Annotated in this window: 13 protein-coding genes; 7 read left to right on the top strand and 6 right to left on the bottom strand. The window is 39.1% G+C overall.

The window, feature by feature from the left end; all coding sequences use genetic code 11:
- Window positions 1-227 precede the first annotated feature (227 nt).
- The 6 genes from tig (at window position 228) to Q0212_RS07300 (ending at window position 8,372) form a co-directional block, all read left to right on the top strand.
- Window positions 228-1,532 (top strand): trigger factor, encoded by a 1,305-nt coding sequence (gene tig / locus Q0212_RS07325; RefSeq protein ID WP_297924069.1) that lies wholly within the window; start codon window positions 228-230, stop codon window positions 1,530-1,532.
- Between the two features lie 318 nt (window positions 1,533-1,850).
- Window positions 1,851-2,456, top strand: a complete 606-nt coding sequence (gene clpP, locus Q0212_RS07320; RefSeq protein ID WP_297924073.1) for an ATP-dependent Clp endopeptidase proteolytic subunit ClpP — start codon at window positions 1,851-1,853, stop codon at window positions 2,454-2,456.
- A gap of 63 nt (window positions 2,457-2,519) precedes the next feature.
- Window positions 2,520-3,824, top strand: coding sequence for an ATP-dependent Clp protease ATP-binding subunit ClpX (gene clpX, locus Q0212_RS07315; protein ID WP_297924067.1), 1,305 nt, complete (start codon window positions 2,520-2,522; stop codon window positions 3,822-3,824).
- A 265-nt stretch (window positions 3,825-4,089) separates the two neighbouring features.
- Window positions 4,090-6,507 (top strand): endopeptidase La, encoded by a 2,418-nt coding sequence (lon, locus tag Q0212_RS07310; RefSeq protein WP_297924044.1) that lies wholly within the window; start codon window positions 4,090-4,092, stop codon window positions 6,505-6,507.
- A gap of 144 nt (window positions 6,508-6,651) precedes the next feature.
- A complete protein-coding gene (locus Q0212_RS07305; protein ID WP_297924042.1) occupies window positions 6,652-7,833 on the top strand; it encodes an alpha/beta fold hydrolase in 1,182 nt (393 codons plus the stop codon).
- The gene (locus Q0212_RS07300) at window positions 7,833-8,372 is read left to right on the top strand and encodes a gamma carbonic anhydrase family protein (protein WP_297924071.1); all 540 of its coding nucleotides are present in this window, start codon (window positions 7,833-7,835) and stop codon (window positions 8,370-8,372) included. The genes Q0212_RS07305 and Q0212_RS07300 overlap by 1 nt, the downstream gene beginning before the upstream one ends.
- Window positions 8,373-8,614: 242 nt before the next feature.
- Here Q0212_RS07300 and Q0212_RS07295 read toward each other — a convergent pair whose 3' ends face one another.
- The 3 genes from Q0212_RS07295 to Q0212_RS07285 form a co-directional block, all read right to left on the bottom strand.
- The gene (locus tag Q0212_RS07295; protein WP_297924041.1) at window positions 8,615-9,772 is read right to left on the bottom strand and encodes a fatty acid desaturase; all 1,158 of its coding nucleotides are present in this window, start codon (window positions 9,770-9,772) and stop codon (window positions 8,615-8,617) included.
- A 438-nt stretch (window positions 9,773-10,210) separates the two neighbouring features.
- Window positions 10,211-11,488: a serine hydrolase gene (locus Q0212_RS07290; protein ID WP_297924039.1), complete on the bottom strand. Its 1,278-nt coding sequence runs from the start codon at window positions 11,486-11,488 to the stop codon at window positions 10,211-10,213.
- A gap of 184 nt (window positions 11,489-11,672) precedes the next feature.
- Window positions 11,673-12,125, bottom strand: coding sequence for a DUF4282 domain-containing protein (locus Q0212_RS07285; RefSeq protein ID WP_297924037.1), 453 nt, complete (start codon window positions 12,123-12,125; stop codon window positions 11,673-11,675).
- 229 nt (window positions 12,126-12,354) lie between these two features.
- Here Q0212_RS07285 and Q0212_RS07280 point away from each other — a divergent pair, with 229 nt between their 5' ends.
- Entirely contained in the window at window positions 12,355-13,068 is a 714-nt protein-coding gene (locus Q0212_RS07280; RefSeq protein ID WP_297924035.1) for an START domain-containing protein, read from the top strand.
- A gap of 25 nt (window positions 13,069-13,093) precedes the next feature.
- On the opposite strand, the gene Q0212_RS07275 is transcribed toward Q0212_RS07280, so the two are convergent.
- The 3 genes from Q0212_RS07275 to mnmC all read right to left on the bottom strand — a co-directional run.
- Window positions 13,094-13,621 (bottom strand): peroxiredoxin, encoded by a 528-nt coding sequence (locus Q0212_RS07275; protein ID WP_297924033.1) that lies wholly within the window; start codon window positions 13,619-13,621, stop codon window positions 13,094-13,096.
- A 34-nt stretch (window positions 13,622-13,655) separates the two neighbouring features.
- A complete protein-coding gene (locus tag Q0212_RS07270; protein WP_297924031.1) occupies window positions 13,656-14,696 on the bottom strand; it encodes a DUF2804 domain-containing protein in 1,041 nt (346 codons plus the stop codon).
- A 93-nt stretch (window positions 14,697-14,789) separates the two neighbouring features.
- On the bottom strand, window positions 14,790-15,661 hold an 872-nt coding region (gene mnmC / locus Q0212_RS07265; RefSeq protein ID WP_297924029.1), incomplete at its 5' end, for an FAD-dependent 5-carboxymethylaminomethyl-2-thiouridine(34) oxidoreductase MnmC.

Raw genomic sequence — 15,661 nt, 5'->3', positions numbered from 1 at the left:
AGCCGCTTTTTTATGATCTGTTGATTATTGGCTTATCTAAATGTAGATAAGTTAATATTTTAGCAGTCTTAAAAGATTATTCTAAAATAAATACGATAAATCTAAAAAAAACTATATTCACTCTTTTCTAAAATCAAAAGTTCCGTATAATCTTCGCCTTTGTTTATTTTATTATTGGCTTGTTTTTGACAAGCTAACTTTAAGTTGCTTTATCTTTAGAGGATGTCATGCAAGTTTCTGTTGAAAATGTTTCTGGCTTAGAGCGTCGCGTTAAAATTGCAGTGCCAGCCGACCAAGTTGAACAAGCGGTTAATAAAAAAATTAATCAAGCTGCGCGTACCATTAAAATGGATGGTTTCCGTGTTGGCAAAGTGCCATTAAATGTCATTAAAAAGCGTTACGGTGCAAGCATTCGTGCTGAAGCTTTAGATGACATTATTCGTGATGCTTATGTAAGTGCCATTCAACAAACTGAATTAAAAGTTGCAGGCTTCCCTAATATTGAACCAATCAGCTTTGCTGAAGGCAAAGATGTTGAGTTTGCTGCTGTTGTTGAAGTCTATCCCGAAGTAACATTGGCTGACTTTGCTGCATTAGCAGTTGAGCGTCCTACCTCTGAAGTAACAGATGCTGACGTAGATACGATGATTGCTAACTTGCGTCGTCAACGTGCTAAGTGGGAAGAAAGTGCCGAAGCAGCCGCTGATCAAGATCGTTTGACTATCGATTTTGAAGGTTCTGTTAATGGTGAAAAATTTGAAGGCGGTACAGCACAAGACTTCGCTATTGTTATTGGCTCTAAGCGTATGATTCCTGGCTTTGAAGAGCAATTAGTCGGTAGCAAAGCAGGCGAAGAAACAGTCATTACTGTGACTTTCCCAGCTGACTATCAAGCAGAAAACTTAGCGGGCAAAGAAGCACAATTCAAAATCACTGTTAAAAAAGTCGTTAAACCCACTTTACCTGAATTAGATGCAACTTTCCTAGAAGCATTTGGTGTTAAGGATGGTAACGTTGATCAATTCCGTGCTGATGTTCGTAAAAACATGGAGCGTGAGTTACGCAATGGCATTCGTGCTAAAGTGAAATCCGCTGTATTTGATGCTTTAGTCAAAGCTAATAGCATTGAGTTGCCAAAAGCTTTAGTTGCCGAAGAAATTAATCGTCAACGTCAACAAGCTATTCAACAGTTTGGTGGCAAAAATGCCCAAATTAAACCAGAAATGTTGCCAGATGAATTGTTTAAAGAACAATCTGAGCGTTCTGTTGCCTTAGGCTTGTTGGTTTCTGAAATTATTCGTGCTAACGAAATCACCGTTGATGCTGAGCGTGTACGTGCTTTAGTGGACGAAGTTGCACAATCTTATGAGCAACCAGAAGAAGTAGTTAAGTGGTACTACAGCTCTAAAGAGCAAATGGCTCAAGTACAATCGGCTGTTTTAGAAGATCAAGTTGTGGATTTAGTATTAGCTAAAGCACAAATTACTGATAAAGCAGTTGGTTACGAAGAGTTATTACGCCCACAAGCTTAATTATTAGATATTCAAAAAACCCCAGAAATGGGGTTTTTTTGTTTGTGTTATGGTAAGTGTGAGTGTAATTTGCTAGCTTAATTATATATTTTCTGTTAAAAAATATTTTTACAAATTTAGAGAGTATAAAGCTTGGGTTTTTACAGAAATTAGCGTTTTGTGTGAGCTAATGTTAGTGAAATTGCCAAAAGATGCCCAACATGAATATATCCAATAAAAAGTTATTATTAAAGATTAGCCTTTAAATTTGGAACAATCGTCCTTATGTTCTTAGGGCGAGTGATAATGGGTTCTAACTAAACAATTTACAAGAGATATATAATGATTCAGACAATTAATAGTGGCCTTGTGCCAATGGTGGTTGAGCAGTCTTCCCGTGGTGAGCGTGCTTTTGATATTTATTCCCGTTTATTAAAAGAGCGCGTCATTTTTATGGTTGGTGAAGTGGAAGACCACATGGCCAATTTAATTGTGGCTCAGATGTTGTTTTTGGAATCTGAAAATCCTGATAAAGATATTCATTTATATATCAATTCTCCAGGTGGTTCAGTCACTGCGGGTATGGCTATTTATGACACAATGCAGTTTATTAAGCCTAATGTCAGCACTATTTGTGTTGGACAAGCATGCTCAATGGGTGCATTCTTATTAGCAGCAGGTGCTCAAGGAAAACGTTATTGTTTGCCTAATTCTCGTGTGATGATTCACCAACCTTTAGGTGGCTTCAGAGGTCAGGCATCTGATATTGCAATTCATGCCCAAGAAATTTTAAAAATTCGCTCTCGTTTAAATGAATGTTTAGCATTACATACAGGTCAGCCTTTAGAACGTATTGAAAAAGATACTGACCGTGATAACTTTATGGGTGCTGAAGAAGCACGCCAATATGGACTGATTGATGCGGTTTTAGAAAAACGTATTTAATTGGCTCAGGACGAGTTAAAGTGGGGCTTGGCTTAAGCCCCTAATAGTAATTGAGGAATTGTGATGACTGATGATCGTAAAAGCCGCAACGAAAAATTATTGTTTTGTTCATTTTGTGGCAAAAGCCAGCATGAAGTAACTAAGCTGATTGCAGGTCCTTCGGTGTATATCTGTAATGAATGCGTCGATTTGTGCAATGATATTATGGCGCAAGAGCCAGAAGAGCAAAGCGAAGCAGGCAAACAAAAAAAAGAAGCCTTACCAGTCCCACATGAAATTAAACATACTTTAGATGATTATGTGATTGGCCAAGAAAAAGCCAAAAAAGTCTTAGCTGTTGCTGTTTATAACCATTATAAACGTTTGCGCGCAGGGGCTAAAAAAGCGGTTAACAATAAAAAATCCACCGAAGTTGAATTGGCAAAAAGTAATATCTTATTAATTGGGCCAACCGGTTCTGGAAAAACATTATTAGCAGAAACCTTAGCGCGTTTGTTAGATGTACCGTTTACCATGGCTGATGCGACCACTTTAACCGAAGCAGGTTATGTGGGTGAAGATGTTGAAAACATCATCCAAAAATTATTGCAAAAATGCGATTATGATGTAGAGAAAGCCGAGCGTGGCATTGTTTATATTGATGAAATTGACAAAATCACACGTAAATCAGAAAACCCTTCTATTACCCGAGATGTGTCAGGTGAGGGCGTACAACAAGCCTTGTTAAAACTCATTGAAGGGACAGTGGCTTCTGTACCACCTCAAGGTGGTCGTAAACATCCACAACAAGAGTTTTTGCAAGTAGATACGTCAAATATTTTATTTATTTGTGGTGGCGCATTTGCAGGGCTTGAAAAAGTTATTTTAAATCGCTCAGAAAAGAGTGGTATTGGCTTTAATGCAACGGTACGCAGCAAAGAGGAAGAGAAAAATACGGGTGAAATTTTTAAAGAAGTTGAGCCTGAAGATTTAATTAAATTTGGTTTAATTCCAGAATTAATTGGTCGTTTGCCTGTCATTGCTTCTTTAGAAGAATTAAGCGAAGATGCTTTAATTCAAATCTTAACCGAGCCTAAAAACGCGCTTACCAAACAATATCAAAAATTATTTGATATGGAGGGAGTAGGTTTAGAGTTTAGTCAAGACGCTTTAGTAGCAACCGCTAAAAAAGCGATGGAACGTAAAACGGGTGCTCGTGGTTTGCGCTCTATTATGGAAAACGCTTTGCTAGAAACTATGTATGACTTGCCTTCTATCGAAGGTATCAGTAAGGTGGTTGTTGAAGAACGTACTATTACCGATGATGCTAAGCCGTTATTAGTTTATAACAATGATCAAGCTACTGATGCAGAGTTAAAAGCATCTTAATGATGACTTTGGGTCTTTATTGTGTGGGCAGACTTTGAGTCTGCCTTTATTTTTTACGCTATTTTTTTTTACCTCCCTTGTAATTTGCCAAAAACTCCCTAAAACAATACAAATAGAATAAGACTTACGCGTTGCGCCGCAATTAGCTTGTTCTGTGAAGATAAAATCGTTACAAGCGATTGTAAGCACAAATAAGTAATACCGCGTAAGTCCTATAGAAGATAAATAGAGACAGCCATGTTTAAGTGGTTGTGGGAGTTAAGATATGTACGAGTCAGAATTGCTTGATTTACCTTTATTGCCATTACGTGATGTGGTTGTATATCCACACATGGTTATTCCTTTATTTGTTGGCAGAGAGAAGTCAATTCAGGCTCTAGAAGCAGCAATGGCTGGCCATAAAAAGATTTTTGTGGTTGCGCAACGAGATGCGGCTGATGATGATCCTCAACAAAAAGATTTATATGATATTGGTACTGTTGCCACTATTTTACAATTACTCAAATTACCTGATGGCACAGTGAAAGTGTTGGTTGAAGGTCAACGTCGTGCGCAGGTTGATGAAATTAATGATACAGGTCGCTATTTATTGGCGACTGTTCGTGAGTTGAACCCAGAACCTATTTCTGCGACACAACATGAAGCTTTAGTACGCTCAATCATGGCTGAGTTTGAACAATATGTTAAACAAGCGAAAAAGGTTGCGGCTGAGGTCTTAACCTCAGTGCAGTCTATTAAAGAGTTAACACGTTTAACAGATACGATTGCTGCTCATTTGGCGTTAAAGCTAGAAGAAAAACAACAGATTTTAGAACTCGTTGAACTAGAAGAACGTGTTGAACATTTGTTGGGAGTGATGGAATCCGAAGTCGATTTATTAAAAGTCGAAAAGCGGATTCGTAGTCGCGTTAAAAAACAAATGGAAAAAACCCAACGTGAATATTATTTAAATGAGCAAATTAAGGCGATTCATAAAGAGTTGGGTGAGCTTAATGACGGTGGGACAGGCGCAGATAACGAGTTTGCTGAGTTAGAGCAACGTGTTGAAAAAGCGGGCTTACCTGCTGAAGCGCGCAAAAAAGTTGATAGCGAATTAAAGAAATTACGCATGATGCCACCCATGTCTGCTGAAGCAACAGTTGTTCGTGGTTACATTGACTGGATGTTAAGTGTTCCTTGGAAAAAGCGTAGTCGTATTGGTATTGATTTAAAAATGGCACGTCAAATTTTGGATGCCGATCATTATGGCTTAGAAGAAGTGAAAGAGCGGATTTTAGAGTTCTTAGCTGTTCAATCACGGGTGAAAAAATTACAAGGGCCTGTGCTTTGTTTGGTTGGCCCACCGGGTGTGGGTAAAACTTCTTTAGGGCAATCTATTGCTAAAGCAACTAAGCGTGAGTTTGTGCGTATGGCCTTAGGTGGTGTGCGTGATGAGTCAGAAATTCGTGGCCATCGTCGTACCTACATTGGTTCTATGCCTGGTAAATTGATTCAACGTTTAGCCAAAGTGGGTGTTAAAAACCCATTATTCTTGCTCGACGAAATTGACAAAATGGGCGTGGATAGCCGTGGTGACCCTGCATCAGCTTTGTTAGAGGTATTAGACCCCGAACAAAATCAACACTTTAACGATCATTATTTAGATGTGGATTATGATTTATCTGAAGTGATGTTTTTGTGTACCGCGAACTCAATGGATATTCCTGCACCTTTATTAGATCGTATGGAAGTAATTCGTTTACCTGGTTATACCGAAGACGAAAAAGTAAACATCGCCAAAACCTATTTAATTCCTAAACAAATTGGTTTGGCAGGTTTATCGGTTAAAGAGTTAAAAATTGAGGAAAGCGCCGTCCGTGAATTAGTACGCCGCTATACCCGTGAAGCGGGTGTACGTAACTTAGAGCGTGAAATTTCTAAGGTATGTCGTAAAGTAGTAAAAGAAGCGGTATTAGGTCAATCAAGCACAGAACAAGTCATTGTGACGGCTGATAACCTAGAGCAATACTGTGGTGTCTATAAATATAGCTTTGGTAAGGCCGAAGAGAAAGATCAAATTGGTCAAGTGACTGGTTTGGCATGGACATCCGTGGGTGGTGAATTATTAACCATTGAGGCCGTTTCGACGATTGGTAAAGGCCGTTTTACCATGACTGGTAAATTGGGCGATGTGATGCAGGAGTCAATTAAAGCCGCAATCACTGTTGTTCGTTCACGCTCAAAAATGTTGGGGATTTCACCAGAGTTTCATGAGCAACAAGACTTGCATGTGCATATTCCTGAAGGTGCAACACCCAAAGATGGCCCAAGCGCAGGTATTGGTATGTGTACTGCCTTAGTATCAGTATTAACGGGCATTCCCGTTCGTGCTGATGTGGCAATGACAGGTGAAATTACTTTACGCGGTCAAGTATTACCGATTGGTGGTTTAAAAGAGAAGTTGTTGGCAGCACATCGTGGTGGCATTAAAACAGTATTAATCCCTGAAGAAAATGCCCGTGATTTAAAAGATATTCCTGACAATATCAAAGCTGATTTAACCATCAAAACCGTAAAATGGATTGATGAAGTATTAGCGATTGCACTGACCAAACAACCCACACCTTTAGTGGATGAAGTTGTGCCTACAGCCAGTCCGTTAAGCAATGAAGAGGGGACAGAAGAGCGTGTTAATACACATTAACAAGCGATGAGATAAAAATCGATTAGATTTCAGTCTTCATCTACCGTTTTGTGTTTACAAAACATCAGTCCTGACTTTACCTTAAGCCAAAAAGTGCATACTCTTATCACAGAGATGCACTTTTTGTTTATTAGGATTTTGAATATGACCACCAACAAAATTGAGCAAGTGTCCCGTTTAGCAAAAACCAGTGCTGCATTTTTAAAAAATGCCGTACAACGTCGTGTTAATAAACAAGATTATATTTTGTCAGATAAAACCGAGAATGAAGTCATTTTTCAAGATGACATTATGTCGGTTAAATATTATAAGCCGTTGACGGCCGAAACCTTGGTATTAGAAAGTGGCCAGTCCCTTCATGTACGCCGTCGTCGTTTTGCTATTCCGATTGTCATGGTGCCGCCATTAGGTGTGTTTGCATGGATTTTTGATTTGTTGGTTGACCGAAGCTTGGTGCGCTATTTTCTAGCACATGGATTTGAGGTTTATTTAATTGATTGGGGCAAACCAACCACGGATCATGCCGATTTATCCTTAGAAAATTATGTTAATGATTGGTTTCCAAAAGCTTTAGCGGCTGTGCGCGAACATAGCGACAGTGATGAATTATCATTACTGGGTTACTGTATGGGGGGCTTGTTGGCGTTAATGTATTTAGCCTCTCATCCCGAAGATGACAAAGTGACCAATTTAATTACCATTGCTAGCCCGATTGATATGCATAAAGCCAATCCAATCACAGGCCCAATTAGTCAACTTTTATCAATGCCAGCAAGCCTTATTAAAAATAAAACGGGCTTTAAATTAGACAATATGTCTTCAGATAAATTTCATGTGGATGGCAAGACCCTGTCTTGGTTGTTTAAGATGACCAATCCATTAGGCGTTGTGTCGAGTTATATTGAGCTAATTCGTAATTTGGCTGATGATGATTATGTGGCTCGTTATATGACCATGAATGAATGGTTTACCAATATGCCTGATTATCCTGGTGCAACAGTGCAAGATATGATGCGTAAAATGGGTTTATATAATCGCATGGCTAAAGGTAAGTTAAAAATTGGTGATCGTTTGGCCGATTTTAGTCAAATTAAAACCAATTTATTAGCCTTTGCAGGCGACAACGACAAAATTGTCAGTATTGCAGGTGCGCGAGCAATTATGACCATTGTGTCATCTACCGATAAAACTTTTCACATTGTACCTGGTGGTCACGCAGGGGTGTTTACAGGTAGCAAAGCAGTACATACCACATGGTCGATTTCTAAAGACTGGTTGCAATTGCGTTCTAAAGCCTATCCACGTCCTGTGAAAAAGGCAGGTTAATCATGAGCAATATTCGACCTTTTGATGGTGTGCTGCCAACCGTGGCAGAAAGCTGTTTTGTGGATAGTACAGCGGTGGTAATTGGTGATGTGGAACTAGCCGAAAATAGCTCAGTATGGCCATGTGCGGTGATTCGTGGTGATGTAAATAGCATCAAAATTGGTGAAGGTTCAAATATTCAAGATTTTGCTATGTTGCATGTCACTCACAAACGTCCTGTTGATCCTTTGGGTGCACCATTAGTCATTGGTAAGCACGTCACCATTGGCCATCATGTCACTTTACATGGTTGCACCATTGGTGATGAAGTGTTGATTGGGATTGGCACCATTGTTTTAGATCGCGTTGTGATTGAATCTCAAGTATTGGTTGGCGCAGGTAGCTTAGTCCCACCCAATAAACGCTTAGAGTCTGGCTATTTGTATTTGGGGAATCCTGTTAAAAAGGTCAGAGCTTTAACCGATGAAGAAAAAGCCTATTTTAAATATTCGGCTGAACATTATATGCGATTGGCAAATAAACATAAGGCAGGGGTGTAAAGATTCTTGCATCAAAGTAATATTGCTTAGATTGTTTTTGGTTTTGCTTTAACTTCACGCTACATTTCGGCTGCGGCTAATTGCTTCCTCAGTTTGTGCATAAAGCAGATTTTGCCTTGCAGCAAATAGGGCGGTTTGTGAAAAGATGTGCATAAAAAAAGAGCCTAACGGCTCTTTTTTATAAGTGAAACACTTTATTAGGACTTACGCATTGCAGCACAATGCGTAAGTCCTGTTTATGTTTAGGCAGGTATGGGTTGTACCATTTGTTGCATCAATAACTGCATACGCTTGCTTTGCATTTTTAAGCGATATTCAATTTCATTGAAGCGGGTTTTAAAGGCTGCATCTTCCCATTTTTGCATAACGGCTTCTTTTTTCTCGTTATACCATTCTTCTTTGAGTTTACCCCATTCATTCATGGTCAGTACAAAAGCATCATATTCTTGGGCAATACGTTGTTTAAGAGCTTCAATATCAACATTAGGTAATAAACGTTGTTTTTGCTCTAATTGTTCTTGTGCGCGTTTGAATTGCATTAATAATTGTGCTTTACGAATGGTAAAGTTGGGAATGCGTTTTAAATTGCTGGTTAAACCGACACAAGATAAGGCAAAAATTAACCATTTTGTGGGGTCAAATTGCCACCATTTAACCCCATTACGATAGTCATATTGAAAAATATGGTGGAAGTTATGATAGCCCTCACCATAAGTTAACAAAGCTAACCAAAAGTTGTCACGCGCTGTATTTTCGTCGGTGTAAGGGCGAGTACCCCACATATGCGCCAAGGAGTTGATAAAGAAGGTGAAGTGATGGCTTAACACTAAACGTAATAAACCAACTAATAATACACCACCCCAAAAATCACCAATGGCATAACCCACTAACATAGGGACAGCAATATTCATTAACAATACTAAAGGTAAGTAGTATTTATGTTGGAACATGACGATCTTATTTTTTAATAAATCTGGACTGTTACTGTAATCAAGTTGACCCGAAGGATAGTCACGCAACATCCAACCAATATGAGAAAACCAAAAGCCACGTTTTGCGGAATAGGGATCTTTGTCAACATCATCAACAAAACGGTGATGAACACGATGACCCGAAGCCCAATTCAAAATACTATTTTGGATAGCTGCTGTTCCCCACAACATTAATACAATTTGCACTGACCAATGCGCATCATAGGCTTTGTGTGCCCATAAACGATGATAACCAGCAGTAATACCTAAACCATTCATATACAAATAAACAACCATCAGTACCCATGCACTGGTACTAAAATCATGGTTCATTGCATACCAAGGAATGGCAATCAGAGCAATAATTGGGGTGGACAATAAAACACTAGCAGCTAACCAGTTAACGGGCGGTTTTTGGTTTTGACTCATCGAGACACTCCAAGCGCATAAAGCGAGCAAGAGCCTAGCAGGGGACATGCTAAACCCTCAAATTTTTGATAGCTAAAACCAGAATAGTTTTAAAGCAGCTATCTTGTAAATTCAGCACATAGTTTTGGCAAGGGCGGTCACTATATGCCTAGTAGTTTGGTCTAATTGGCTGTGTTCTATTTAACAATAGGCGTATGACAATACGATTATTGCTTAAAAATACTAAAAGCTGATTAGGGGCAATAAATACCAAAAGTTTAATATCTATTAGCCAATCTTGCCACGAAAATAGTTAATATTTTTCTAGTGTTAGATACTTAAAGATCGGCACTAAAAACCTATTGATAGTTTTGCTTGCAATTTAATCAATTTCTAGCTGAGTGAATTTTAGCCAAATAAAATACACTTGTATTTTATTTGGCCATTGTAGCAGCTTTTTTAAGAAAAGCGACGTCTTTCTGAGGGAGGGAGAATCTTACATTGTAGACTAATGGTGGCGATTAAATGTAATAGTGCAGGGAGGCCTGTGCCTACCAAAAACTTACCTGTGGTTAACAAACTGGCAGAAATATCACGGTCTGGATCAGCCCAACAAAAAATGCTGGTGTAACCCAAATGACCAAAGGCATGATGGGTGTTAAGGCCATATAAGCCAACTGGTTTTGCACCTAACATTGGCCCCATGGCATAACGCATCGGTAATAACAATTTGGCATCAAATTCGGGACGGGCAACTTCGATGGTTGCACGACGAATTGTCATGGGGTTCATTAATTGTTTGTCTTGATAACGGCCACCATCTAGCAACATTTGAAAGAAGCGGCTGGCTTGTTCGGCTGTTGCAAAGATATTACCTGCTGGACAAATGGTGTCCATAAATTGAGGGTCATTGGTGTAGTACTCTGCATCTTCCATTGAACCACCCAAAATGTTACGCAAAAAGGTATCCATTAATAAAACAGGTTTGATGCCTGTACTGTAATTGAGCGCAACTTTATCACGGTATTCTGGTGCTAAACCAAAGTTAAAACTGGGCATATCCATTGGAATACTAATTTTTTCTGCCAAAAACTCACGGCTGTCTTTGCCTGTGACGCGGCGAATAATTTCACCCAAAATATAGCCAGCGGTTAAGGCATGATAGGCAGCACGATGGCCACTAGGGGCAATCGGTTTCGCTTTATAGAGTAAATCTAAGGCAGAGTCAGGACTAAATAATAATTTAGGATCGGTGTTTTTGGGTAGGCTCGGAATGCCACCACGATGAGCTAACAAGTGATAAATCGTGGCATTTTTTTTGCCATTAACACCATATTCAGGAATGTAATAACTAATGGGGTCTAATAAATCAATTTCGCCTAGCTCATCTAATAAATGAATGAGCATAGCCGTGACCACTTTTGAGGCTGAAAATAAACAAATACGAGTATCAGGTGTTGCTAAGATTTTTGGTGTATCAGGTGTATCTTCTGGGCCATTGCCACGAGCATGACCAATGGCACGATTTAGAATGATTTTGCCTTTATGACGAATACAGAGCGTAATAGCAGGCGATGCGCCAGTTTTATATAACCATTCAGTTGCCTGCCAAATTTTATTAATTTGTTTGTCACTCATGCCCACCGATTCAGGATTCACTTCACTTTGTGGGTCATATTGAGTCACAGTGCTTAGGTCATCAGGAACATGACAACTATTTAACGATAATAACTTCATAACTATTCTCAGGTCATTTTAAGAACAAAATAGAGTGGTGTCTCTATTGCGGTTATGGACAACCGCGTAAGTTCTACAGATATTGTGTAATTACTATATCAGCACCATCGTACTAAAAATAGAGAAAATTTTACCGATTACGCCAAAATGACATTACCCTAAACGTGGCTTTAGGGCGGTGTGTTTAACGGCGATGATTGGTGGGTGGTGGCGTGTGTTCGCGTGATGGACGTGATGGTGGTGGGTTATTAGGGCGATTAGGTTTAAATAGTCGAGATAGGGGACGAGTTAATGCAGTGACTTCACCTAAAGATTCATTCATGCTAGAAACATGATCGAGTTGGGCAGTAATTCTAAAAACCACAATTAATAATTCGAGTACGACTCGACAAATAGAAACCCAAATTAAAAAAATCATCGGTGATAAACACAAATAAAATAAGCCAAGCCAAACATTTTGCATAAATTTGGTGACTACTAAAAAGGTAAGGCCACCTGCGGTGCTGATTAATACCAATAGATAACAAAAAGGAATAATTTGCAGGCTAATGTAATGTTGAAAGTTTAGGTCAAACAATAAGGTGCGTAGGTGTAAGCCAATACGCTCAAAAAAAGTGATGAGTGATTGTTTGGCCATTGTAACAAGCTCCATGAAAAACTATGTGTATTTTCGCTAGAAAAGTGTGACAGATATCTCGTTAGTGACTATAAAATTCGATATAATAAAAATTCTTTAAATTTAAAAAATGGTAGGGCTAATAAACCCTATTAATCTTGAGGCAATCAATAGCCCGCACAACAAATCATAAATAGCTCTTTGGGAATAAGAGTAGATATGTTGTTTTATATCATGGCGAGTCTAAATAATGAAAAAAATTTCCACCTTTTTATTGATAAGTGCTTTATTAACCTCTCCTTTTGCATTAGCAGCCAATACTGATGATGATCTTGCTGAAAAGCAGGCTGAGTCTATTTCTATTGGCTCAGGATGGACGCTAATTCGTAACGATACTTTACGTAATATTAAAACCTATGCTAAACAAGAAGATAATAAAAAATTTCGCTCATTTAAAATTGATATGGTTGTTGATGCACCTTTAGAAACTGTGGCCAAAGTTCACTTTGATGTGGAAAATATTAAAAAATGGTATTGGTCAACCAGTGAATCAAAATTACTGAAAAAAGTCTCAGACACCGAATATTATTATTATCAAGTCTATCGTACACCGATTGTGCCTGATCGTGATGTGATTATTCACGCTAAAATTGAACCTTATACCGCTGAAAAAGGCTTTATGGTATTAAATCTTGAAGCCGTACCAGACTATATGCCGATTCAAGGCAGCTATGTGCGGATGAGTGCGCATAATATGGCAATCAAAATGACGCCTGTTGAGGGGGGCTCTAAGACGCATTTAGAAGTAGAAGGGTACATTGATCCAAGTGGTGTATCACCTGCATGGGCAATTAATTTTTATCAGCGTAAGTCACCATATATTACCATGGTAGGTTTATCTCGAATGGTTCAGCAACCACAATATAGTGCAGAAGCACCAAGCCCATTCCGTTATAAGCGTTAATCAAAAAATAGAGTGCTTCGGCACTCTATTTTTTTGCACTTAATTTAGCCACATCAGCCAATACTTGGCTGGCATGTGTGCTAGGGTTAACGTCATCATAGTGATAAACAATCGTCCCTTGTGGGTCGATTAAAAAAGTTTCACGGCTAGTAAAACTAAAAGCACCATAACCTTGTAATACGCCCATTTTTTTTGCTAGGTCTTTGTTGGTATCAGCTAGCAAGGTAAAAGGTAGGTTGTAGTCTTTGGCAAAACTTTTGTGGGAGTCAACACTGTCTAAACTGACACCCACAATATTAATGTTTTGCTTTTGAAATTGCGGATATTGATCGCGAAAACGTTTTGCTTCTTCGGTACAACCACTGGTATGATTTTTGGGGTAAAAATACATGACTAACCATTTACCCTTAAAATCTGCGAGTTGGCGTACTTTACCTGTTTGATCACTTAAGTTAAAAGCGGGTGCGGGTGTGCCTACCCAGTTACCAGCTATACTTAGTTGGCTGAGTGTGAGTCCCAACGTTAGAGCCGCATATTTGACAAAATTACCCATAACCGCCTCTTAGATAACTAAAAATGACTAATCCTTACCACGTAATATATTGGTCTTCAACAAAACCTTTTAAGCCATCTAAGCAGATTTCTTCACCATCAACAATAATACAGCCACTAAATTCACCAAACATTTGTCGAAAGTGGGTATTTAAATACACGGCACGGACTTTTTCGCGGTGCATACCCATTGGTTGAAAATTCAGTTGTACTTGACCATTATTGGCAGTGAGTTTCCACGGTTTTAGGGTGTCTTTGCGATCAAATTCAAATTGTGCATGATTTAAATTATAACGTTTGCCATTGAGCCAAAAACAATTTTCACTAAAGCTGGTTTCGTTGACACCTGTTGATAAATTTAGACCAACAGATTGACCTTTGCGTTGGCCGTGTTGAATTTCGCCTGCGGAACATGCCCAGTTCCACCATGTTTCACGGCGCATATAACCTGTAGAAAAATCTAAGCTGCCATAAGCTTTGATTTTTTCTAAATCAAAACGTTGTTTTTTCAGTTCAACAAATCCATATAAGGGTTGGCCTGCCGATTTGGCGGTATATGTCCAACCGTTGTAACCAGTTTGGGTGCAAATGGACATGGGTTGTAATTGACTTTCATCCATACGCGCTTCAATATGTAGCTCTTTACATTTGATAATTAAGGTTTTTTGTCGAGGATGATCTTGATAATTTAGTTTAATATCGACTAAGGCAGGAATTTTAAAATGGGTTTCACCATTGAGGGAGTTGCTAGCCAAGCTAAAGCCTAAACCTAATGGGCTACGCCACGATTTAGACCATAAGTCGCGTTTTTCAATGTCATATACATAAACAAAAGCAATGGCTACATAACGTAAATGGGCAATCGCACAGCCAAAAATTAATTGATTACTCATGCCACCAAAATATTGAAACTCTTTAAAGCCTAGCCATTTTTGCCAATCAGCACGTTGACTGCCAAAAGGGGTTTCGTAGACAAAATCTTGGCTATTAATGGTGCTTAAAGCATCATCAAAATAACCAAAGCGAGGTTGACCATTGATGATTAAGGCTTGTTTGGCATCGAGAATTTGTGACATGGTGTTGTTGACCTAAAATGGGTTTTTATGATTATAGATAAGGTTTTAAGTGCTGTTTTTACACTTGATGCCAATTTGTACGATGGTGCTAGATTATCTTTGTCTTTTTATTTGTTTTACCCAAAAACGTGCAGGATGCAACGCCTCTAAGACCCGTTTAGCAATGGGCATTGGCTCATTATTGAGTTGAGCAGCAATGACTTCAGCAGCCAACGGAGCATAACAAAATCCTTTAGAACCATGACCTAAAGACACATACAAACCTTGATGATAATTAGGCGATTCATTAACCGTTCTACCATGTTTAAACGCCGCATAACGCTCAATAAAATCCCCATAAACAGGTAACGCACCCACCATGGGTAAATAGTCGCTCGTTTGAGCGCGTAATGCGGCACGACCCTGCCATGTGTCTATGGAGGGTAATTGTTCGGCTAAATGGGGTAAAAACTGCTGTAAAAGCTGTTGGTTATGTTGATGATCTTCATCTGTGACTTGGCTATCTTTATTGCGTGGCCAAAAAGATGCCCCCAAACAATGGCGCTGTGGTGATTGGCCATAAGCAGGAGTCAAATAACCACCATAACACAACACGGTTTTTAGCTGTTGTAAGGGAGTCTCTGTGGTGAAATGGGCAATCTGACCACGAACTGGCGTTAAAGGTAAATGCGCAGTCGGGGTTAATTGTTGAGCCGCTAAAGCATTGCTTATAATAACCACAGGTGCTTGGCAAATGGTTTGCTGTTGTTGGTCGAGGATTAACCATTGATTATTTTGGTAGCAAATATCGGCGACATCATGTTGCCATAAACAGGTGATATTTGGATGATTCAGCCACGTTTGTGCTAAAGCTTGAGGCTGCAAAAAACCTGCTTGAGGAAAAAATAAACATTCGCAATCAATTGTAACGCCTGATAATTGACTGGCTTGTTGTGGCGAAACTTTTTGTACTAAATCAGTTGGCC

This window comes from uncultured Agitococcus sp., from assembly GCF_937920075.1.
GTDB lineage: Bacteria > Pseudomonadota > Gammaproteobacteria > Pseudomonadales > Moraxellaceae > Agitococcus.
This window is presented reverse-complemented; position numbering and strand designations above follow the sequence as displayed.

What these genes read in the sequence shown, in the direction of transcription:
- clpX (WP_297924067.1), top strand. Translation starts at nt 2,520, where the DNA reads ATGACTGATGATCGTAAAAGCCGCAACGAAAAATTATTGTTTTGTTCA.
- Q0212_RS07285 (WP_297924037.1), bottom strand. Translation starts at nt 12,125, where the DNA reads ATGGCCAAACAATCACTCATCACTTTTTTTGAGCGTATTGGCTTACAC.
- tig (WP_297924069.1), top strand. Translation starts at nt 228, where the DNA reads ATGCAAGTTTCTGTTGAAAATGTTTCTGGCTTAGAGCGTCGCGTTAAA.
- lon (WP_297924044.1), top strand. Translation starts at nt 4,090, where the DNA reads ATGTACGAGTCAGAATTGCTTGATTTACCTTTATTGCCATTACGTGAT.
- Q0212_RS07270 (WP_297924031.1), bottom strand. Translation starts at nt 14,696, where the DNA reads ATGTCACAAATTCTCGATGCCAAACAAGCCTTAATCATCAATGGTCAA.
- Q0212_RS07280 (WP_297924035.1), top strand. Translation starts at nt 12,355, where the DNA reads ATGAAAAAAATTTCCACCTTTTTATTGATAAGTGCTTTATTAACCTCT.
- Q0212_RS07295 (WP_297924041.1), bottom strand. Translation starts at nt 9,772, where the DNA reads ATGAGTCAAAACCAAAAACCGCCCGTTAACTGGTTAGCTGCTAGTGTT.
- Q0212_RS07290 (WP_297924039.1), bottom strand. Translation starts at nt 11,488, where the DNA reads ATGAAGTTATTATCGTTAAATAGTTGTCATGTTCCTGATGACCTAAGC.
- Q0212_RS07275 (WP_297924033.1), bottom strand. Translation starts at nt 13,621, where the DNA reads ATGGGTAATTTTGTCAAATATGCGGCTCTAACGTTGGGACTCACACTC.
- Q0212_RS07305 (WP_297924042.1), top strand. Translation starts at nt 6,652, where the DNA reads ATGACCACCAACAAAATTGAGCAAGTGTCCCGTTTAGCAAAAACCAGT.